Genomic DNA, 22,730 nt, shown 5'->3' with positions numbered 1-22,730 from the left:
TCCTTTTGGTAATGCTCGTTGTCACACTTTTTTTTGTTTCTATAATAAAATTTAAAGGTGCAGCTTAAACTACCTTTAGAAATTGTGCTTTCATAAAAGCAACTATATACTTTGTTAACCGATATAAACAAAGATGAGTAAAAAAGAAGTGACAATATATACGGATGGGGCGTGTTCTGGTAATCCTGGAGCGGGAGGATGGGCAGCTATCATATTATTTCAAGATTACAGAAAAGACATTTATGGTAGAGAAGAAAATACCACAAACAATAAAATGGAGTTAACAGCGGTGATCAATGGGCTGAAAGTATTGAAATTTTCTTGTAATATTAATTTATATACGGATAGTCTTTATGTTAAGCATGGCATAACAGAATGGATAAATAAGTGGAAAATGAATGGCTGGAAAACAAGTAATAAAAAATCAGTAAAAAATATGGAATTGTGGAAAGAGCTAGACAACGTTGCTTCACAACACGAAATTGATTGGAAGTGGGTTAAAGCACACAGTGGCGATAAGTATAATGAGGAGGCTGATAGTTTAGCGAGAAAAGCAATAATCGATGCTTAAAAAAATTACTATATTATTTTCCGTAGTTTTATTGTTCATATTGTGCTTCTTTATTTTTTTAAAGCCTTTAGAAATCAATATTAATTATATTAATTTTTATGTTAAACATAAAATATCAAAAATATTTGTTGGCTCAAGCGTTAATATGGAGAATACCTCAGTTGTTTGGCAGAAAGGTAGCAAAGATCCGTATTTAGTCATTACAGATTTGGCAATAGCAAACCCTAATTTTACTATAAAAGTTCCTGAGCTTTTTGTACATTTTAAGTTAAGTTCCTTATTTAAAGCTAGCACAAATCTCTCTCAGGTTTCAGCTGATAATGTGCATGTATGTATCAATCAGAAAGAAGCTGACTTTAAAGCAGTAAATTTTAATCTGCAAAACTCAGTAAAAACAATAAGGGAATTTTTTTTTGACTTAAGTGCGGATTCAAAAATTGAATTTACTAACATCGCTATTGATAAAAGCACAGAAGATGAATTTTTTATTGATAAATTATATATAGGGAAGGGGGAAGATTTTAATGTTTTAGATATTCATGTGAATACAAAAGATGGAAAGGGATTTTTGGATGATTTATCAATTACGATAAAAAATCGCAACAATTTGCTAAATGTGTACGGGACATTTTATGATCTAAAATTGGGACTATTGAGCAAGTTTTCTACATTAGTTAAAAGCTACAATTTGGACAAAAATATAGGATTCAAAGGAAGCTTCTCAGTGAAAATTAATAAAAAGGATGAAATTGTAGATGGAAATATATACGTATTAAATACAGAAAATTATTTGAACAAAAATTTGGCCTTAACTAATGTAAATATAAATTTAACATATAGTAATGGAATTATTAGTGTAAAAAACTTCCATTTTAAGTTAAATGACACGTATCTCTCTTTAATAGGCAAAATGAACTTTAGTACAAGTCATGCTTTGCTTAGAATTAATATTAGTAAGTTTGCTGCAAAAGATTTATGTACTTATGTACCAGATGGTGTAGTGAATAATAAATTTAAAAGCTGGTATTGTGATAATATTGATGGGGATGTTTTAAATACCATTGTAAGTTTCAATGGCAAAATTAACAATTTGGTTGATGACGATCTGTCAGACATTGTAATTGTTGCTGATATAGAAAACGGTAGCGTAAAATTTGATGAAGATTTTGAGCAAGTAAAGGAATTAAAGGGTGATTTGATCATCAAGAATAACAATCTTAAAATTACTGTAAATAGTGCTAAGTTTCAGAATTTCACTATTAATGGTGGTGATATTGAAATGAAATCTCTCAATAAGGAAAATTCAGTTCTAACCATTAATGGCCAAGCTGTAAGTGATGCGTATGGTTTATATGAGCCTATAAGATTTAAGCTGGATGATGTGGTGAAGGTTGAAAGGGATAAAGTCAGTGGAATGGCAAAATCTATATTTAATTTTCGCATTTTTAATCTAAATGCTGATGACAAAAAAGTAGACTTCTCAGCAAATTTTCATTCTGAAATTGACAATTTGGCCGTCTATAATGCAAGTCTTGGTAAATATGATATTAAGCTTAGTTTTGGCAGTGACTTTATAGATTTAAATGGTAGTGGTATGGTGAATAACACACAGCTATTATTTGACCTGAAAAGTAGCAATAGGAATAAAAGCTTCGCCTGGAATTTGACCGGAGATTTACCCGCTCAAATACTTAATTTTGATGAAAATATAGGTGGCTATGTTAATGCAAATATAGAATCGGTGATAAATCAAGATAAGACTGGACATGTTAATGGTAATATGGATTTATCAGAGCTTGAATCACGTTCAAGTTATTTTGGGTGGAAAAATCGTTTTGAAGATCACAATAAAGTTTTGTTCTCTGTAAAATTAAAAGGTGCCGATGAATTGTTAATAGACAGATTAGATGTTATAGGAGATGACCTAGATATAAAATTCAGCGGAAGAGTAGAAAATGGAAATTTATATTTAAATTCTAGTAGCTTTAAATTGCCTGATAATGATTTTAGTATAGAAATTGAATCAGGTAAGGAGAGAAATGTTATAACTGTTCATGGTGAGGAAATTAACTTAAGTGATATTTTAGGCTTGCTTGGTAAAAACAGTAATGGATTAAACAAAGATATAGAGATTAGTATGAATGTTGACAATGTAATGATGAAAGAAGGCATCGTTATCAAAAATGCTAAGCTGAATGTAACCTGTACTAAAGGTAATTGCAATGGAAGTCAATTTACAGGACAGTTTCTAGAAGATAGCAGCAACATACTAGCGGAATACAGTGGAATAGGGCTCGAAATATATGCGGATAATGCAGGTATACTTTCGCGTTCCTTAGGCATTAGTAAATCAATTAAAAACGGCAAATTGTCTTTTTATCTCTCTCCTCAGAGAGAAAGTGGAGAACATTATGGTACTTTATCCATTAGCAATTTCTACATCAAAGATGCTCCACTACTTACTACTTTATTGTCGATGTCTTCATTGCCTGGCATTGTAAATGCCATAAAAAATGAAGGTGTATACTTTTACAAATGTAATGCACCTTTTTCATACAAAGATGGCACTATTGAAATTGAAGAATCTTGGCTTGAAGGGGCGGAGTTAGGTATTAGCACTGGTGGTAAGCTCGATATTAAAGATTATAAATTCCAGGTTGCAGGACAAGTAATACCAGCATATTCAATTAATAAATCTTTGTTAAAAATTCCTATAATTGGAAAACTTCTTACTGGTGGGAAAAGTAGGGGAATCGTTTCAATAGACTATAAAGCAAGTGGTGATGACAAAAACAATAACGTATCTGTTGATCTTATCTCTTCGCTAACTCCAAACCTATTAAAGAGGTTATTGGGAGTGTTTGATCGCATTATGACAAAAACTAACGAAAGTGGCTTAAAAGGTGGCGTGAAAAAGAAATTTGGTTCGATATGACCAAAAGGGAAGTTATTTAACAAAATTATGGACAAAAATGCAAGAATTTCAGAATGATCTACCTGGTTTTTTATTTAGTTGTTTAAGTAATACCACTCCCTTTAACCTCTCTATATTTGCTGAACAACTAAAAAGGGTAGGGGGGTGGTTGTAAATTGTATCTGTTCAGCAGAGTGGCAAAATAAGGTAGACGAGAAAAGACAACTATAGGAACAAATGGGTGTCATGCCAGTGCGTGACACTGGTTTCCATCCAAAAGGGTGTCATTCCAGTGTCAGCTACTTTCATGACATCGTTTACTATGTGCCATATTGTAATGTTCGTACAGTTGTGGAATGAATCGCGGTATGACGTGTTGCTTGGGTCAGCTATAGTATAAATATACTAGGGGTTATAGTTTTCTTATGCTGCCTTTTTGTTATTAGACAACCACAATATAAAGGAGTGAAACGGATGCAAACAGTAGTGCATTTCTGCACCAAACGTATTACCTTTAACGAATAGTAAAATGTGAGATTTTTTGGAACTACCGTGGAGCAATTGCTCCACGGTTTCATTCTACTTAGAATCCACCCATGCCACTCATTTCTCCTGCACCCATAGGAGATGAAGCATTTTCTTTGCTTGGTACATCAACTATCATAGATTCAGTAGTTATCAGCACACTCGCAACAGATACCGCTGTTTCAAAAGCAATACGCACCACTTTTGCTGGATCAATCACACCAGCTGTAAACGCATTAGCATAATTCATAGCCTCAACGTTGTATATAAGCTCTTTATCATTCTGCTTAATCAAATAGTCAATTATAACAGCAGATTCAAGACCAGCATTTTTGACTAACCTTCTAATTGGAGCACTGAGAACTTTCTTGATAATGTTTATGCCTATTTGTTCCTCGTCACTTGCACCTTTTAATTTGTCGAGAACAGATGAAGCATAAAGAAGCGCAACCCCACCACCTGGAACTATACCTTCTTCAATTGCAGCTCTTGTTGCATGCAGCGCATCTTCGACTCTATCTCTACGTTCTTTAACTTCCACTTCAGTTGCTCCACCAACTTTGAGCACAGCAACGCCACCTGATAATTTCGCTAAACGTTCTCTTAGCTTTTCTTTATCATAATCAGAAGTTGAAGTTTCAATTTGAGATTTAATCTGCTCGATTCTAGCTTTCACACTGTCAGAATCGCTATTTTCGCTGACAACTGTGGTATTATCTTTAGTAATTTTAACATTTTTAGCCGTACCAAGATCATCAAGCGTGAGATCTTCCATCTTGATTCCAAGTTCATCTTTTATGACGTACTTAGCACCAGTTAAAGTTGCTATGTCTTCGAGCATCTCCTTTCTTCTGTCACCAAAACCTGGAGCTTTTACTGCAGCAACTTTTAAACCACCACGCAATTTATTGATAACTAAAGTGCTTAATGCTTCACCTTCGATATCCTCTGCAATAATAACCAAAGGTTTACCAGATTTAACAATAGCTTCAAGAATAGGAAGTAAAGGTTGAATAATATTTAATTTTTTCTCTGTAATTAATAGATAAGGATTATCAAGCTCCACGATCATTTTTTCATTATTTGTAATAAAATACGGAGAGAGATAACCGCGATCAAATTGCATGCCAGTAGTCAGCTCAACTTCTAACTCTTTTGAACCTTTACTCTCTTCAACAGTTATTACACCCTCTTTTCCAACTTTTTTCACGGAATCAGCGATACTGTTACCTATATCCTTATCACCATTTGCAGAGATTATTGCAACTTGTGCCACTTCGTCTATTTTCTCTAGAGAAATTGTACGAGACATTGACGCAATTTCCTTTAATATTACATCTTTTGCCTTCTGTATTCCGTTTTTAATACCAACACGATCGTTTCCAGCAGCAATTGATTTTGAAGCTTCCATTATCATGTTGCTAGTTAGTATTGAGCACGTTGTTGTACCATCACCAACTTTATCGTTACATTGAGAACAACTTTGTGCAAAGATGCTTGCTATCGCAGCGTTTAATGGTTTTTCAGGCTTGATACCCTTCATCACCTTATAACCATCTTTTGTAATTTCTGGTGCTCCATAGGGCTTATTAATCCCCACTGTTTTTCCTCTAGGTCCTGCAGTTATTGCTACCGTTGAATCCACTATTGCTGCAACTTCACGAAAGGCTTCTTGCAACTGCTCACCTGATACTACTACATTAGTCATTTTTATCACCTCTTGTTAATAAAAAATTTAGAAAACTATAATAAAATTACTTACAATGCACTATGTCGTGCTTTGTTTTAGTTTAGTAAAATAAAGACTGCTACTTAATGACAGCAAGTATATCGGACTCTTTCATCACGATAAGCTTCTCATTATTATGTTCTATTTCTGTACCAGCCCATTGGCGATAGAACACTTTATCACCAGCTTTCACAGTTAAAGTTACGCGTTCGCCACTTGAATTGCGTGAACCTTCACCAATTGCTATAACTTCACCTTTAGTAGGTTTCTTTTCAGCACTTGATGGAAGCACAATTCCACCTTGCTTTTCTTCGCTAATAGGCTTGATCAGCACGCTATCATCTAATACATTTAAACTTATACTTGACATTTGTTTTTCCTCATCAACAAATTAACTTATGAGTTTATATATATATACTCGTAAGTTAGATTTCAAGGGCTGGAGCTTGTAAAATATGCACGCCAAAAGCAGTTTCTAAAAGAGCCTAATGTTATATAATAAAATTTAGATTTATTTATAGAGATTTCATGAGTTATATACCATTTTTAAGTCGTGGTGTGATAGTGCTATATGGGCCTGACACTAGAGATTTTCTGCAGGGTATTATAACCAATGATATTAATAAGTTGGATAGCCAAAAAGCCATTTACTCTTTATTGCTTAGCCCTCAGGGAAAATATCTATATGATTTTTTTCTTATTGAATATGGTAAATACACCCTCTTAGAGTGCGAAAACATGCACTTGCAGCAAATAATCGAGAAACTGGATTTGCTTAAAACTTACTTGAGAGTGAAGATTAAAGACGTTAGCGCACTATATAAGGTTGGAGTTTTGTTTAATACTAAGTTGGCGGAGTGTAGTGGTAAGTCACAAGTTATTTTTCAAGATCCAAGGCACAAGCTGCTAGGAATGAGGATCATACATAAAGATGAAATAAAAGAGCCGGTTGGGGATTTTACTCAGTATGAAAAAGTCAGAATTCAAAATCTCGTTCCAGATGGAGCGAAAGATATGGTGCAGAATTCATCGTTTCCGCTGCAATTTTTAATCGATAAAGTAAACGGTATAAGCTTTAATAAGGGGTGTTATATAGGTCAGGAAGTTGTAAATCGAATGAGCAGACAAGAAATATTCAGAAGAAAACTTTACCTTGTTGAGGGGGATAACGCACTTCCAGATATTGGCACTAAAGTGACAAATGAAAACAATGAGGAAATAGGGGAACTGCGCTCTAGTGTAGACAACATTGGATTTGCATTGCTTAATACTGGAAAGAGCCATGCAAATTTATATGCAGATGGAGTTAGGTGCGTTAAGACGTTGAAGTCTTAAGGTAGCGCATATAGAAACGAAAAACTTGCTTGACAAACTCCGCCAGCCCCCTTATCATGGTATTGAAGGTATTCAGTTATCTTCATCTGTGCAGATTAAACAGCAAGAAAACAACGTAGTTGGCGTCTTATTTTTAATTTTTTGCACTATGTGCACCTTATGTCTTCACAACATTTCTGGGTTTTTACCTATATAAGCTGAAACGCGCTTATAAGTCGTTTAAGACAGTATAGTACGCCAATTTGCAGGATTAGAGAGTGACAACTAGCTAACACGGGGTTTCTTTTGCCTTTTTTTCTGCTTAGTAAATTTCTTAAACATTTGCAGCGTAGGTTAGTTGCATTCAAAAGCAGCTAAATTGCAGTGTTTAAGACTTAAAAACGCCAATACTGAAAATAGACAATGACTAGGGTTTCTTTTGCCTTTTTTTTCATTTGGTAAATTTTTTAATGTTTATGGCTAAACGACAACCGTCATCCCGCTGCTTGTTAGCGGGATCTAGAGATACCGCGAATGAATCGCGGTATGACGGTTCGCGGCGGTATGACGGTTCGCAGTGGCATGACGATAAGCTCGTCATCCCGCTACTTGTTAGCGGCTAAGAGATACCGCGAATGAATCGCGGTATGACGGTTAAGTAGGGTGTCATCCCAGTGTCACGCACTGGGATGACATTATAGGAGCACTGGGATGACACCCTCTTGGATGGAAATCAGTGTCAGATAATTTCATGACACCAGTTGTTGTAAACTCACTTTTTCTCGATTTTTTGGTTTATCTTGTCTACCTATTTTGCCACTCTGCTGAACAGATACACTCAACTAATGGTCAATACATCTTCTATTAAAAATTGTACAAATTCATTGCCATTCCAGTAATTCATAGAGATTTTACCCAAAATAGCTTTAACATTACCCTGCATGATAGCAGAGCCAAGATGAGTATTTGCAGAACGAAATGCAATAGCTCTTACCATAACATTATCATCAGCAATAAAACATTTTATATGGTCAACTCCTATAACTTCAAGCTTTCTTATCTTTGCTCCTTGGATAATAAACCTTGGTTCAGGATTTCCAACTCCAAATGGTCCCAAGCGTTGCAGTTGGTTCCACAGAGATAAGTTTATTGCTTTAGCAGTTACTATACTATCAGCTTTTAAAGTTTTCTCATTTATAGAGTTTGAAAATCTTTCAGTAAAAAAATCATGCAAATCATTTATTTTGTCTTCTTTAATTGAAAATCCTGCCGCCATACTATGGCCACCACCTTCAATAATCAAATTTATAAACTTTGCGGAAAGGACTGCAGCACCGATATCAACTCCCAAAATTGATCTACAGCTTGCTTTTCCTATTCCATTATTTAAAGATATCACTACTGTTGGCAAGTGAAACTGCTCCTTTAGCCTTGATGCAATTATACCAATTATTCCCTGGTGCCAATTGCCACTTATCATTATAAAATTCGCACCTGATTGGGCAGACTTTTCCGCTTGTGCTGTAGCTTCCAAGAGAGCCTCATTTTCTAACACTTTTCTTGCATTATTCAAATCTATTAATTTTAGCGCGATTGAATGTGCCTCTTCATCATCATCGGTGGAAAGCAACCTTGCACCAAGCGATGCTTCTCCAATTCTTCCTCCAGCATTTATGCATGGCCCAATACTAAACCCTAATCGAGAAACACTTGGTTTTTCAAGGATTCCCAAAGCATCAAATAAAACACGCAAGCCAACGTTTTTTCTTGTTGACATAACTTTTAATCCTTGTGAGACAAGTGCTCTATTGAGGCCTGTGATCTGCATAACATCACAGACAGTTCCCAGGGCAACCAAATCCAACAGATCAAATAAATCTGGTTCTTTTTTGTTGGTAAAAAATCCTTGCTCACGTAGGCTTTTATTAAGAGCAACAATTAGCAGAAATGACACTCCAACTGCTGCTAGGTTATTATAAGGAGAGCTCTCATCAAGGCGGTTTGGATTCACAACTGCTACGGCGCTTGGTAATTTTTCCGTACCAAGGTGATGGTCAACAACTATAATATCAAGACCAAAAGCCTTTGCATCTTCTATTGGTTGATATGCAAGCGTACCACAATCAACGGAAATACATAAATCAATTCCATTCTTTTTAAGTTGTAATAAAGCATCTGTGTTTAATCCATAACCCTCATCAACACGATCTGGAATGTAGATTATAGAGTGTATATCGATTGCTCTCAGGTACCTGTTAATCAATGCTGACGACGTTGCACCATCAACATCATAGTCACCAAATATTGCAAGGTTTTCATCATTTTTTATTGCCCGTATTATACGAGAAACAGCTTTATCCATATCAAGAAGGTGAAAGGGATCTGGTAATAGCGATCTGATTAGTGGATATAAGAAGTCGCTTGCATTTTCTATGTTAACACCACGAGTAACCAATATTCTTGCTAATATTTCTGGTAACTCAAATCTCTGTGTAAGAGTTAAGATTTGCCTTTGATCTGCTTCTTGCAACTTCCACAATGCATTTGTTATGCTGCGCTTTTCAATTTCAAGTAGCATATTCTTTCTTTGTAAATAAAACTACTTTACCAGAATTTTTAAGCTTGTTCTATAATTGTATTAGACTTCTGCATAACCTAAACTAAGTAGAAAAAAGGTATCATCTAAGTAGCTGACACTGGTCTCCATCCAAGAGGGCAGTAGCCCCTTCGGTGTCATTCCAGCGCGTGACCAGGTCTTTTTAGCTATCATAGGATGACAGAAGCAGACACTCCACTTTGTCGTTCCAGTGCCTCCTTTTTTTGTCATTCCAGTGCCTTGACTATTTGGATCCAGGAAAAAGAATGGTGTCATCCCAGTGCCCCTATGATGTCATCCAAGTAGCCTCCCTCTCCTGTCATCCCAGTGCTCCTTTTTTTGTCATCCGAGTAGCTGACACTGGGATCCAGGAATTTTATTAAGTTGGTAAGCATAAAAGTGTTATGTAAAATACAACGTTCTTGATGGGATTGCGTGAAATGCTGGATCCCAGTGTCTGGGCACTGGGATGACAAAGGAGGACAGTGTCAGCTACTCGGATGACAAAAAAAGGAGCACTGGGATGACATCATCCTTTTTTTGGGGTTCCAGCGTCACGCGCTACCTTCCGTATAAATATTAAAAAATTTACCAAGCGGAGAAAAAGGCAAAAGAAGCCCCGTGGTTGGCTAATTACTTACATTATACTTTCAAGTATGGCGTTTTTTTATTCTAAACGTTTAATAACCGCGATTCAGTTGCTTTTAAGCCGCAACTAATCTAAATTATAAACATTAAGAAATTTACTAAACAGAAAAAAAGGCAAAAGAAACCCTAGGGTAGCTAGTTATTCACTATCCATTTTTTAAGTTGGCGTTTTTTTATGTTTTAAATGCTTTATAAGCGCATTTCAGCTTATATTAGGTAAAAACCTAGAAATTTTATAAAGACATAAGGTGCACATAGTGCAAAAAATTAAACATGAGACGCCAGATACGTTGAGTTTTTTTGTCATTTAATCTGTACAGAGAAGATAAATAAATAGCTTCAGTTTCATGATAAGGGGGCTGGCGGAGTTTGTCAAGGAAGTTTTTTTGTTTCTATGGGTCAGTTGGTACGCGCTTTGCCTTTTAACAGATGTAAAAGCACAATTATTACGAACAACATTCCACCAACAACTGATATAGCGCCACCTATAATGAAGCACGTGCGTGCTAACATTGACGAAATACTTGGCAGATCTGCAACCTTCCTTAAAGCACCATATCCACCAAGCCACACAAGGCCAGTGATATGGAGAAAATGCCCTATACTGTAGGCATAAATCTGTAATCTTACCATGGAACTTTTTATCTCTTTAAAGTTTAATTTAGGTAACATCCAGTAGACAAAATTCATAAAAGCTATAGTGATACCAACTACAGAACCGTGATAATGAGCAGGAATCGTGACATTACCTTCAATAGTCAACACTCCGAGCACATCTCCATAAGTGAACAACAAAAATGAATGTAGTAAATAGTTGCTTTTATCATTAATAAAAGTTCTGATGTTGTAGCACACTAATATTATCAAAAAGCACGGCAAAACTGCTCCAGCAATCCTCATATGCCAAGTAAAAAACTGTATTAACTTGGCACTATCAACTGGATAAACAAAATATACAAACGGTGCGCCTACAGCTAAAATCGTGTTTATAAATAGTGGTAAAATAGTAATTTTATTGTTTGAAGCTAAACTAATATCATTGGAACTTAGCATTATTAAATAGACTAAAAACATTCCTTGAGTAAAAGCAAACTGCAATAAATGTCCGCCTCCCCAAAAGAGATATTCGTAAAATAAATTATTATCTGAGTGATATAGACCTGGAGGCATATTATTATATGCTAAAACAAAGCAAAGAAATGACGATACAAGTATAATAACTAGCCCAATTTGCCCAACAGAGAGAAATGAAACCTCTTTTTTTGATGTGTATGCTAGCATTGTATTTACTAATATACTGGCAATAAATAAACTGAGTCCAAGTAAAAATAATTTGTTTTGTAATACGGGAATATAGTTACTTTTGATAACTTCAGTGTTTGGAACGAATGCGGATATAAACATGAGCAGCATCGAAAGGGTTGATAGAACCCATGAAAAGTTAAACCAACTATTGGTATTTTGTAGGTTTATGATAAAGAGCAGAGATATTATAGAGCACATCCACACTAAAATTGACAAGTTCACGTGTATTACCAGCGCATTATCAAAAATATATTGTGCAGAAGGAACAAGAGAGGAGATAAAAGGCAATCGTAGAAAAATAACAATTATTGACAGTAACCCAGAGCAAGCAAGAGCACATACTGCCAAGAACATCCATTTTCTACAGAGCGGAGCGTTGTCTTGTATATTAAGCACAATCTTTTTTCTCAATTTTGTTCAATACAATATATAACACTGCAATAATACCTAAAACATAGCAATAGTATACGTGTGGCACGACTGCCAAAGGTGAAACTCCAGCAATAGTGCTAGCCAAAAGCAATTGAGCGCCATACGGTATTAATCCTTGAAATACACAAGAAAATATGCCTAGCCATGCTGCACTATAGTGAGGCGGTATTTCATATTTCTTAGCAATATCTCTAGCAATTTCACCACTAAAAATTATAGCGATGGTGTTATTTGCAAGTAAAATATCAAATATGCTGACTATTTTTGCAATAAATAATTGCGCAGTTTTTTGTCCACCACGTTGTATCATAACCCAAGATGAAAGTTTATCTGCAAGCTCCTTAGAATTTTTACCTACCAGTCCTGAAAGCCCGCCAACCATCAATGACAGTAGCATAATTTCATGCATACTCATAAACCCTTTGGTGATGTTTTGGCTTAAAAACAATAAACCATGATTGTTGTTATTTATAAATCCAATGATTCCAGCAAAAGTTATGCTTAAAACCAATGCCGTAAATACATTTATTCCAAAGTTTGCAAGCAATATAAGTATTATGTAAGGAGTCACAAGCAATAAAGAATACTCCTTAACTGAAATAGCAGCACTATTGCTTGAGCTATAAAATAATATAATTATTGTGAATATAGAAGCAATTAGTGCCACTTTTGCATTCAGTTTTAATTTTTTCTTTATATCAGCCTTTTGAGACATCACAGATGCAATTGTAGTATCAGAGATAATAGATAAATTGTCGCCAAACATTGCTCCTCCTACAACGGTTGCAACTCCTAAGGAAGGAGAAATCCCAGCTTGTGTCAGTTCAACTGCAATAGGAGCAATTGTTGCAATGGTGCCCATTGATGTACCAATAGCAGTGGAGATGAAAGCTGCTACAAAAAATAATCCTATGAGTAAAAATTGTGTTGGTATAAATGAAAGAGCCAAATTAACTGTGGCATCAGCACTACCGATTGCTTTAGTTACTTCACTGAATGCACCTGCAAGTAAGAAAATGATACACATAGTGATAATATTACGATCTCTTACCCCATCTAGAAAGGCATACATTTTTTCTTCAGTATTGCCCTTGTATAAAACCCAACCCAGAGCTATGGCAGGAACAATGGCTACCAGTGGAGATAACTGATAAAAAGCATTTGACACGCCAAGAATAGTAAAATATATACCACTTCCTACAAAAAGAAATAGGAACAGTAAAATAGGCAAAAAATTTGTAAGATAAAACATACCTCTACTCCAGCTCTGATAAACGCAAATCAACTATGATATGATTTATATTATTATAAACCACAGTTAGCACCTTGACCAAGGTTTTTCTAGAAAGCAATCTACCAGAAAAGGTTTCCATGAAAAGGACTATTATAATATATCATCTACTTGAATTAAACTGGGAGATAGAATAAGTAAAAAATATGAATGACATAACAACAAAGCAAGTCATATCCTTATGGGATGCACAAGTTGGTGGATTTTTGCCGGATAAAAGAGAAATGGAGATTGATAATATTTTTTTAATCTAATGCTTCAATGTTTCCGACATAGGAAAAGTATCATCTTTACTTTCTATAGAGGAAGGCACACTATTTTGATTATCATCACCATTAATTGGAGTAGTAGGGTGCATTAAAGCAACTTTCATAACTTCATCAATATTCTTAGCAAAAACTACGTTGATCCCCTCTTTGATGCTTGCCGGAATTTCTTGCATATCTTTCTCATTTTCACTTGGTATAATCACAGTTTTGATTGATCCTCTGAGCGCTGCAAGCAATTTTTCTCTCAAGCCCCCGATAGCTAAAACTCTACCACGCAATGTCACTTCGCCTGTCATAGCAACATTTTTGTTAACTGGTATATTTGTCATAAGAGAAACAATAGACGTACATACCGCGCCGCCAGCAGAAGGGCCATCTTTTGGTACAGCACCCTCAGGTACATGCAAATGTATATCATTATTTTGGAATTTTTCGGGCTTTATACCAAAAAACAAACAATTTGATCGAATATAACTATACGCAGCTTTTATAGATTCTTGCATAACCTCTCCAAGCTTTCCTGTGTATTTTATTTCTCCCTTGCCCGGAATTAGGACTGATTCTATCATCAAAATATCACCACCTGTTTCAGTATAGGCGAGCCCAGTTACTATTCCTACTAAACTCTCATTTTCCGCAATGCCAAAGGTATATTTACGTACCCCTAAATAATCTTGTAAATTGTCAACCCCTACGGATATTTTCTTATTTTTATCAGTCAATATTTCTTTAACTGCCTTTCTCATGAGCTTTGCAAGCTCCCTTTCCATACTCCGCACACCACTTTCACGTGTATATAAACGTATCAACTCGTATAACGCCTCATTAGTTATGTCCCATTCCTTCTGATACAAACCATGCTCCTTCTTTAACTTCGGAATAAGGTGGTGTGTAGCAATACTGATTTTTTCATCTTCAGTATACCCGGACAATTGTATAATTTCCATCCTATCACGCAAAGGATGTGGTAAATTTAAGCTGTTTGCCGTAGCTACAAACATTACACTTGAAAGATCAAACTCAACTTCCAAGTAATGATCCGTAAAGTGTTTATTGTGCTCAGTATCTAAAACCTCAAGTAATGCAGACGCAGGATCGCCACGCGAATCAGAACCCATCTTATCTATTTCATCAAGCAGAAAAAGCGGGTTGCATGAATTAGCTTTTTTCATGTGTTGAATGATTTTACCAGGCATTGAGCCAATATAAGTTTTCCTATGCCCTCGTATCTCAGACTCATCACGCACACCACCAAGAGCTATGCGAACAAAATCTCTTCCTACTGCTCTTGCCATAGACTTAGCTAAAGAAGTTTTACCAACACCTGGCGGTCCAACTAAGCAAAGTATAGGACCTTTTATCTCTTTTACTCTTTTTAATACCGCTAAAAATTCTATTATTCTATCTTTTACTTTCTCTATGCCATAATGATTTTCATCTAAGATTTTCTTAGCTGCATTTAAGTTAATTTTTGCATCTTTGTACTTTCCCCATGGCAACTCAAGCAACCAATGCAAGTAACTAGATATAACTGTAGCTTCAGGAGAAATGGGATTCATTTTCTTGTATCTCTTCAAATCAGTTATAGCTTTCTCTCTTGCTTCCTGAGAAAGCTTTGTTTCATTTATCTTTTTTTCAAATTCATTGAGTATATCCCCTTCATCACCATTCTCAAATTCGCCTAATTCTTTCTGTATAGCTTTCAATTGCTCGTTAAGGTAGTAAACTTTCTGAGTGCTTTCAACTTGCGATTTAATTGTCTTATATAAACGGTTTTGTGCGTTCAAAATACTCATTTCTCTCTCAATAAAAGCAAAAGCTTTTTTTAAACGCTCTTCTGGGTCATAAGCCTCAAGTATACTTTGTTTATCTGATACTTTTATATTTAAATGTGAAGCTACCGTGTCTACAAGTTGATCAACTTCTTTGATTTGATCAATGGAGTTAATGGCAACCTCGGGTTGATTTTTCTTGTTTAGCTTACACCAGCTATCGAACGCGTCTACAACAGACCGCCTTAAAGCTTCTAAATCAATATTGTCTTCATCTTCTTTATAATAATTGTCTAACTCTACCCTGGCTTGTAATAAAGTATGAGAGCTAATATATTCTACAACTCTTCCCCTTCTTATCCCCCGGATTATAACTTTTACTGCATTGTCAGGTAATTTTATTAACGGTTGTACAATGCTTGCTAACACACCTACTTCATAAAGATCTTCAGGCTCTGGATTATCAACAGAGCCATCTTTCTGTGCTACAAGAAAAATCTCATTTTGGTGATTACTACTACTTATTGCATACTCTAGTGCATTAACAGATTTTTCTCTGCCTATGAATAAAGGCACCATTATATTTGGAAAAATTACTACATCTCTTAAAGGTAATACTGGCAATGCAGTAAAACTAGAGCTTACAGCACGTTCAATGTTCATAATATATGCCTCAAATTAATCATTAACCGTTATAACATTGCCATTGTTATTATGATTAACCGTTGCTTTTCCTAATTCTACCATTTTCTTAGTGATTACTATAGTGCTACCTTCAAAGCCTCCGTTTCCAGATGTATACATAATGTCAAGCAAAAGTGACTCCAAGATAGCACGTAACATTCTTGCACCTGTTTTGTAGCTTATAGCCTTTTTAGCAATAGCTGATATTGCTTCATCTGAAAACTCAAGGTTTACTTTGCTAAACGCAAGCAATGCTTTGTACTGTTTTATTAGTGCATTCCTTGGCTCTGTCAACACATGTATTAAATCTTCATGATCCAGCTCATCTAAAACAGCAGTTATTGGAACCCGCCCTACAAATTCGGGTATTAAACCGAATTTGATTAAATCTTCAGGTTGAACATCATGTAAAGCATTCTTTTTCTTTTGCTCTTTAGACTGACTTATATCTGCTCCAAAGCCAACTGACGTTCCCTTTTTTCTCGCTTCAATAATTTTATCGAGGCCTTCAAAAGCTCCTCCACAAATAAACAGTATGTTACTAGTATCCACTTGTATAAACTCTTGTTGTGGGTGTTTTCGCCCTCCTTGTGGCGGAACATAAGCAACTGTACCCTCCATAATCTTAAGCAGAGCTTGCTGGACCCCTTCACCTGAAACGTCACGGGTTATTGAAGTGCTTTCAGATTTTCTTGTAATCTTGTCTATTTCATCTATAAACACTATACCACGCTGTGCTTTTACAACGTCATAATTTGCAGCTTGTAATAAACGCGACAACACGCTTTCTACATCATCACCCACATAACCTGCCTCAGTTAAAGTTGTCGCATCAGCCATAGCAAATGGCACATCTGAAACTTTAGCAAGTGTTTTGGCTAGCAAAGTCTTACCAGAACCAGTGGGACCAATAAGCATTATATTTGACTTCTCGATTTCAATATCACTTATAGCATGAAATTGTACCATGGATTGACAATGGTTATACATAGCTACAGATAAAACGTGTTGCGCGTGTTCTTGACCTACAACATGCTTGCTGAGAAAGTTTTTTATATCCTCAGGTTTCTTTAGTAATAGCTTCATATCAGATATACGATCTGAATTAAAAGATCTATCTTTCTTTTGACTTATTGCTTTATGGGATAATTCTATGCACTCATTACAAATAAACACCTTTAAACCATCCGAAGAGTTAGTAATCAATTTATCTACTTCATCTTGCGCCTTGTTGCAAAAAGAACAGTAGTGTAAATCATTATTGTTATCCATTAACCCACCTTTTGTTTAACTTTAATATTTTCAATTTCAATATCTGTACGCTCAGCTATCACCCTGTCAATTAAGCCAATTTTCCTTGCTTCTTCAGGATCCATGAATTTATCTCTTTCCATCATTCCTTCAATTTTCTTCAGTGAATTTCCAGTATGTTTTTCATAAATTTGATTTAGTTTTTTCTTAACCCGCAAAATTTCATTAGCATGTATTTCTATATCAGTTGCTTGACCATGATAACCACCAGATGGCTGATGTATCATAATTCTTGAATGAGGTAGAGAGTAGCGCTTACCTTTTGTACCAGCTGCAAGCAATAAAGAACCCATAGACGCAGCTTGACCTATACATAAAGTTGAAACGTCTGGGTTTATATACTGCATTGTATCGTAGATCGACAAACCAGCAGTTACAACACCACCTGGTGAGTTGATGTACATACAAATGTCTTTATCGGGATTTTCCGATTCTAAAAATAAAAGCTGTGCTACTATTACACTGGCCATATTGTCTTCAATAGGACCTGTTACAAAAATTATTCTTTCTTTCACTAGTCTTGAATATATGTCATAAGCGCGCTCACCGCGACTAGTTTGTTCAACTACAATTGGTATAAGAGTCATACCTTTTCCTATTAAATATTATCAAATAATTCCTTTAATTCTTTCACAGAAACAATCTGCTCTTCTTTACTAACTTTTTCTATTATATAATCTGTCACTTTATACTCAAGCGCTTGCCCTCTAACTAATTCTTGAAATTGTTTATTTGATTCAAAATGCTTAAGTACTCTGTCAAATTGCACATCTTTACTGACATATTGATTTACAATAACACTCAAAACATCATTTTGAGTTAATGATATTTTATGTTCTGCACTAAATTTCATAAATAACATAGCAAGCTTTACACGTTTTTCAGCTTCTTTACGAGAATCATTTTGAGCACCCAATTCTCCTTCCATTCTTTGTTGCTCCTGTTTTACTATGTCTGTGGGTAAATCAAAACTATAATTAGCATCCAAATAATCAAACAGCTCCTTTTTAATTAAGAGATTTCTCATTTCGGTGCACTGATCACCAATCATTTTTTTTGCATGATTTATTAGCAAAGAATAATCTTTAAACCCAATACTCTTAGCTATTTCATCATCATTTTCAAAATCTTTGGCAATTTGAATCTCATTAACTCGCACAGAAAAATCAGCTTCCTGTCCTGCAAGGGAAATGGCTTGGTAATTTTCAGGAAATTTCAACTTAAAGTTCTTTGTTTCTCCCTTTTTCATACCAGTTAATTGATCTTCAAAACCATTAATAAATGTGCCAGACCCTAAATTAACGGCAAAATCTTTGCTACTTCCACCTTGAAAGAGCTTATTCCTAATCCGCCCTTCAAAATCAATTATCAATTTATCCCCATCTTTCGCTTGATAAGAAGCATCATCAACAGAGGCAAAATTGGGGAACTTTGTTTTGATAGAATCAATAAATTCTTTTATATCTTCCTCTTCAATCTTTGCTTCAATTTTCTTTAAGTTTATTTTGTCAAGATCTATCATCGGTACTTCAGGCATCGACTCAAAAGATAGCTTGTATACAAAATTGCCCTCCTCATTTTCTTTGCCCAGATCTGGTAATGATATAACATCAACCTTAGGATAAATGTGAGACTTGACTTCAATTTTTTTCATCAAATCACTTGAGCAATAATCAATTGTATTATTTATCACATATTCCAAAGCCTCGTTTTTATAATTTGCAACAACAAGGTCATAGGGCATCTTTCCAGCCCTAAATCCAGGTGATTTTGCATTTTCTGCTATCTCTTGCAACCTGGAATTTACCTTTTGTTTTATATAATCACTACCAACTGTGATTTCATACTCATACTTTAGTTTATCTATACTAAGCTCTTTGTAGGTATATACGCTACTTACTTCGACTGTATTTTGAGGTATATTATTAGACATCATAATTCATTTATTAACATTTTAATTCATATCTTAATAGAGTCATTTTACCAGAATTTAAGTTAAACACAATCCTTAAGAACAGGTTTTTACACAAACAAAAGTGTATTTAGTGATTATAAATTTTCCCTTAAAACCTAAGTTACATGACTTTAAAGTGCGGATAGAGGGACTTGAACCCCCACGAGCAAGCTCACCAGGACCTAAACCTGGCACGTCTACCAATTCCGCCATATCCGCAAGAAATTTTCAGTACCCTATTATAGGTATTCCATTAAAAATATTCAAGGTTTAAAGTCTTACTTAATTTATGGTATTTACACAATCAAAAAAGCTTATTAACATTTCTTAATGAAAGCTCTAAACCCTGAAAATCAATAATGAGATTAATAACAAGCTTCTTACTCGCAATTTTTTTGATTACACAAAGTGGTTGCACAACCCTTATAATAGGTGGTGTGGTGGCTACAGCAATAACAATGCAGGACAAATCCTTGGGAAATATCATTGATGATACGACTATGGTCATCAGAATTAATAAGGGGCTCTTAAAACATGGGCTATTTTCATCCATAAAGGTTAAAGTAAGTGAAGGAAGAGTATTGCTCATTGGAAGTGTTGACACTCCTGAAAAACAACTTACAGCAGAAAAAATAGCTTGGCAGCAAAAAGAAATTAAAGAAGTGATAAATGAAATAAGAGTAATACCAATTCAAATGGCTTCCATGCTAGACACTACTGTAGATGGCATGATAACAGCGGAAATAAGAACAAGACTTCTGGGGAAAAGAAATATTAAATCAATTAATTATAGCGTTAATACGGTTGATAGAGTTGTTTATTTGATGGGTATAGCCCAAAATAAAGCGGAATTAAAAGCTGTAATAGCAATTGCAAGAAAAGTAAAGGGAGTAAAACAAGTTGTAAGTTATGTACGATACAGGTACAGTAAGTTACGCCATTAGGCAAAAATCGCTTTCAAATTATAACATTTGTACAGTTGTGACAATAGGTAGAGAACATAAATGAAAATTGCCTTTCAGATGGATGAAAATATAAATTTTGAAACTGATACTACATTTGCGCTAATAAAAGAAGCACAAAGGAGGGGGTATGAAATTTTTGTTTATACTCCTGATAATTTAGCACTAAAGCTAAACTATCCAATTGCTTTTGCTCAGAAAGTCAGCGTTGATGATTTTAGTTTTATCTCCAAAAAAGATGTAGCTATCAACTTGAATGAAATGAACATCATATTTATCAGACAGGATCCACCTTTTGATATGCGTTACATTACAACAACATATATCTTAGAAAAAACTAGCGCATTGGTAATTAACAATCCAACAGAAATAAGAAATTGTCCTGAAAAATTGATAACTTCATTATTTCCAGAACTAATTCCGCCAACTTTGATTACTGAAAATATATCAATGATTAGAGATTTCTACTACAACTATCAAGATATTATTCTGAAGCCATTGTATAGTTATGGAGGAAACGATGTGATAAGAATACAAGATGAGAATAGTATTCAAGTAGTAGTGGATCTCATGATAGCAAAATACGAATGCCCTGTGATTGCACAATCATTTTGTAAAAACATAGATAAAGATAAAAGAATATTGCTACTTTATGGCCAACCAATTGGTGTAATGAAACGAATTCCAAAAATCAGTGGAGAGATCAGAACAAACATGCGACTTGGAGCAAGTTTTGAGCCCGCTCAAATGAACGATAGAAACAATGAAATATGTAACAAAATTGGTCCTGAATTAAAGAAAAGAGGGCTAATATTTGTTGGTATTGATATTATAGATGACTTCCTGCTCGAAATTAACACAACTTCACCCACGGGAGTAGTTTATATCAATAAATTGTATAATATATCGCTAGAAAAGGATCTTTGGGACGTGTTTGAAGAAAAAGCAAGCAGCCATCAACTAAACCTGTGAACAATCACCTTAACAAACTCAGTAGTCCCATTCTTTATCCCTGTTTTTTCTGTACTATTGGTCATATCACGCAATTTTTGAGAATTATTTAATAGATCAAATAGTACCTCTGTTAGATTTTTTTTTGCTTCACTATTCTGCTTAACTATTATAGCTGCTCTCGAGTCTTCAATATATTTTGCGTTATAAAATTGGTGATTATCTTTTGAGTAAGGGTAAGGAATATATATAGCAGAACGCCTAGCAAGAGTGATCTCTGCTATTGAAGTTGCTCCTGCTCTGCTAATTACCAAGTGAGCATTGGCCAGTCTATTCTCCATATCATCAAAAAATTCACTCAATTCACAATCGATCTTTTCACTTTTGTATAGACTTTTGACCTTGTTTACATTTTTCTTCGTACATTGCTGCGTCACTCTAATTTTCTTTTTCATTTTAATAGGTAAATCACAAATTACGCTGCTTACTACATCATCAAAAAAATTTGCACCTTGGCTGCCTGCTATGACCAATATATTTAGGATTTTCTCAGTGCTAGAATGGCTCTGTGCTTTTATATCAACAAAATTTCCTGTAAAAATACATTTATTGCCCTCTGCATATTTAGTCTCCGGAAAGCTGGTTGCAATTAATTTTGCACTCTTGAAAAAGAATCTATTTACTCTCCCTAAAACTGTGTTTTGTTCATGTAAAATTATAGGTATAGAAAGAACTCTTGCTGCAAGAAGAGTTGGAAAAGAAGCATAGCTACCAAAACCAATGACCGATTTTGGTTTTAATTTTCTTACTTGATACAGTGCTAACATAGAGCTGTATATCAAGAAAAGGAAAAACTTAAATTTGTTGCTGCTTGGTCTACGTAATGGTAAGGTGTAGCTTTCTATGTCGGTATTTTTATTTGTTTTTTTATCAGTGAATAATATGCAATTGTATCCTTGTGTCTTTAGTGCTTTTGCTAAAGCTATGGCCGGAAAGATATGCCCACCTGTGCCACCTGTTGCTAAAATAATATCCATCTGTAAATAATAAATCCTAGATTGTTAACTGTTATTTAACAATTTGCACGTAGAATTTTATTAAGCGTTATGATAGTTGAGTTAAAAATGCCTAAAAGTAATAGTAAAAAAGAACCTAATGAGAAAAATAAACCTCAAGAACAAAGAGAAGGCAGAAGCGGAGGTTTTTTAGAACTGCTAAAAAATATAATAAAAATTCTTTTCAATTCGGTCGTTGACCTACCTGAGCACGAGCAGCATAATAAAATGAAAAGCACTAATCTACAACAAGGTTTGGATACTAAAGGAAAAGGCCCAGAAGATCTTCATCCAAAGGCAAAGCTTGAAGTTAAAGAAGCAGCTAAGGGATTGAAAGAAGAGTTACAGAATTCTGATGCTGGTGGTAATCAATCTATTGAAACTAAAGTGCCTAATCAAACTACTACTCAAGACATTGACAACTCTAAAACGATGGAACGTTAGTTC

The 22,730-nt window shown here is 34.9% G+C and carries 19 protein-coding genes and 1 tRNA gene; 7 read left to right on the top strand and 13 right to left on the bottom strand.

Annotation, left to right across the window (positions count from 1 at the left end):
- The first annotated feature begins 133 nt into the window (after positions 1-133).
- The 3 genes from rnhA (at position 134) to ABWU74_RS03535 (ending at position 3,845) form a co-directional block, all read left to right on the top strand.
- Positions 134-571, top strand: a complete 438-nt coding sequence (rnhA, locus tag ABWU74_RS03545) for a ribonuclease HI (RefSeq protein ID WP_151807582.1) — start codon at positions 134-136, stop codon at positions 569-571.
- Positions 564-3,506 carry an AsmA-like C-terminal domain-containing protein gene (locus ABWU74_RS03540; protein WP_353288482.1) on the top strand — a complete coding sequence of 981 codons (2,943 nt, stop codon included), beginning with the start codon at positions 564-566 and terminating at the stop codon, positions 3,504-3,506. Before rnhA ends, ABWU74_RS03540 begins: the two co-directional genes overlap by 8 nt.
- 216 nt (positions 3,507-3,722) lie before the next feature.
- Positions 3,723-3,845 carry a hypothetical protein gene (locus ABWU74_RS03535; protein ID WP_255703183.1) on the top strand — a complete coding sequence of 41 codons (123 nt, stop codon included), beginning with the start codon at positions 3,723-3,725 and terminating at the stop codon, positions 3,843-3,845.
- 223 nt (positions 3,846-4,068) lie between these two features.
- On the opposite strand, the gene groL is transcribed toward ABWU74_RS03535, so the two are convergent.
- Positions 4,069-5,718, bottom strand: a complete 1,650-nt coding sequence (groL, locus tag ABWU74_RS03530) for a chaperonin GroEL (protein ID WP_010962503.1) — start codon at positions 5,716-5,718, stop codon at positions 4,069-4,071.
- 100 nt (positions 5,719-5,818) lie between these two features.
- Entirely contained in the window at positions 5,819-6,100 is a 282-nt protein-coding gene (locus ABWU74_RS03525; protein ID WP_173862895.1) for a co-chaperone GroES, read from the bottom strand.
- A gap of 167 nt (positions 6,101-6,267) precedes the next feature.
- On the opposite strand from ABWU74_RS03525, the gene ABWU74_RS03520 reads away from it, so the two are divergent.
- Positions 6,268-7,074, top strand: coding sequence for a YgfZ/GcvT domain-containing protein (locus ABWU74_RS03520; protein WP_015589111.1), 807 nt, complete (start codon positions 6,268-6,270; stop codon positions 7,072-7,074).
- 817 nt (positions 7,075-7,891) lie between these two features.
- Here ABWU74_RS03520 and recJ read toward each other — a convergent pair.
- The 10 genes from recJ to ABWU74_RS03470 all read right to left on the bottom strand — a co-directional run bounded on the left by recJ (position 7,892) and on the right by ABWU74_RS03470 (position 19,534).
- Entirely contained in the window at positions 7,892-9,631 is a 1,740-nt protein-coding gene (recJ, locus tag ABWU74_RS03515; protein ID WP_353289185.1) for a single-stranded-DNA-specific exonuclease RecJ, read from the bottom strand.
- A 60-nt stretch (positions 9,632-9,691) separates the two neighbouring features.
- Positions 9,692-9,925 carry a hypothetical protein gene (locus tag ABWU74_RS03510; protein ID WP_010962507.1) on the bottom strand — a complete coding sequence of 78 codons (234 nt, stop codon included), beginning with the start codon at positions 9,923-9,925 and terminating at the stop codon, positions 9,692-9,694.
- Complete coding sequence (locus tag ABWU74_RS03505) at positions 9,922-10,125, bottom strand: hypothetical protein (RefSeq protein WP_010962508.1); 204 nt, start codon at positions 10,123-10,125, stop codon at positions 9,922-9,924. Before ABWU74_RS03505 ends, ABWU74_RS03510 begins: the two co-directional genes overlap by 4 nt.
- A 571-nt stretch (positions 10,126-10,696) precedes the next feature.
- Entirely contained in the window at positions 10,697-11,956 is a 1,260-nt protein-coding gene (locus ABWU74_RS03500) for a cbb3-type cytochrome c oxidase subunit I (RefSeq protein ID WP_010962509.1), read from the bottom strand.
- 34 nt (positions 11,957-11,990) lie between these two features.
- The gene (locus ABWU74_RS03495) at positions 11,991-13,286 is read right to left on the bottom strand and encodes a Na+/H+ antiporter NhaC family protein (protein WP_010962510.1); all 1,296 of its coding nucleotides are present in this window, start codon (positions 13,284-13,286) and stop codon (positions 11,991-11,993) included.
- A gap of 289 nt (positions 13,287-13,575) precedes the next feature.
- Positions 13,576-16,029, bottom strand: a complete 2,454-nt coding sequence (gene lon, locus ABWU74_RS03490) for an endopeptidase La (RefSeq protein ID WP_353289184.1) — start codon at positions 16,027-16,029, stop codon at positions 13,576-13,578.
- Positions 16,030-16,044: 15 nt separating this feature from the next.
- On the bottom strand, positions 16,045-17,322 hold the full coding sequence (gene clpX, locus ABWU74_RS03485; RefSeq protein WP_006279985.1) for an ATP-dependent Clp protease ATP-binding subunit ClpX: 1,278 nt from the start codon (positions 17,320-17,322) through the stop codon (positions 16,045-16,047).
- Positions 17,322-17,948, bottom strand: a complete 627-nt coding sequence (clpP, locus tag ABWU74_RS03480; RefSeq protein WP_006280254.1) for an ATP-dependent Clp endopeptidase proteolytic subunit ClpP — start codon at positions 17,946-17,948, stop codon at positions 17,322-17,324. The genes clpX and clpP overlap by 1 nt, the downstream gene beginning before the upstream one ends.
- 11 nt (positions 17,949-17,959) lie before the next feature.
- On the bottom strand, positions 17,960-19,294 hold the full coding sequence (gene tig, locus ABWU74_RS03475; RefSeq protein ID WP_155968869.1) for a trigger factor: 1,335 nt from the start codon (positions 19,292-19,294) through the stop codon (positions 17,960-17,962).
- Between the two features lie 158 nt (positions 19,295-19,452).
- Positions 19,453-19,534, bottom strand: a tRNA-Leu gene (locus ABWU74_RS03470).
- Positions 19,535-19,674: 140 nt separating this feature from the next.
- Between ABWU74_RS03470 and ABWU74_RS03465 the strand changes: the two genes are divergently transcribed.
- Together ABWU74_RS03465 and gshB are read left to right on the top strand one after the other, a co-directional pair.
- Positions 19,675-20,259, top strand: coding sequence for a BON domain-containing protein (locus ABWU74_RS03465; protein WP_209472974.1), 585 nt, complete (start codon positions 19,675-19,677; stop codon positions 20,257-20,259).
- A gap of 60 nt (positions 20,260-20,319) precedes the next feature.
- Complete coding sequence (gene gshB, locus ABWU74_RS03460; protein WP_038198626.1) at positions 20,320-21,249, top strand: glutathione synthase; 930 nt, start codon at positions 20,320-20,322, stop codon at positions 21,247-21,249.
- On the opposite strand, the gene murG is transcribed toward gshB, so the two are convergent.
- Positions 21,234-22,265: an undecaprenyldiphospho-muramoylpentapeptide beta-N-acetylglucosaminyltransferase gene (gene murG / locus ABWU74_RS03455; protein ID WP_007549072.1), complete on the bottom strand. Its 1,032-nt coding sequence runs from the start codon at positions 22,263-22,265 to the stop codon at positions 21,234-21,236. The two genes, gshB and murG, sit on opposite strands and share 16 nt — an antisense overlap.
- Before the next feature lie 69 nt (positions 22,266-22,334).
- Between murG and ABWU74_RS03450 the strand changes: the two genes are divergently transcribed.
- Entirely contained in the window at positions 22,335-22,727 is a 393-nt protein-coding gene (locus ABWU74_RS03450; RefSeq protein WP_006279962.1) for a hypothetical protein, read from the top strand.
- Positions 22,728-22,730: the final 3 nt, after the last annotated feature.

Origin of the sequence: Wolbachia endosymbiont (group A) of Paraperithous gnathaulax (assembly GCF_964028485.1) — a bacterium.
GTDB classification, from domain to species: domain Bacteria; phylum Pseudomonadota; class Alphaproteobacteria; order Rickettsiales; family Anaplasmataceae; genus Wolbachia; species Wolbachia pipientis.
This window is presented reverse-complemented; position numbering and strand designations above follow the sequence as displayed.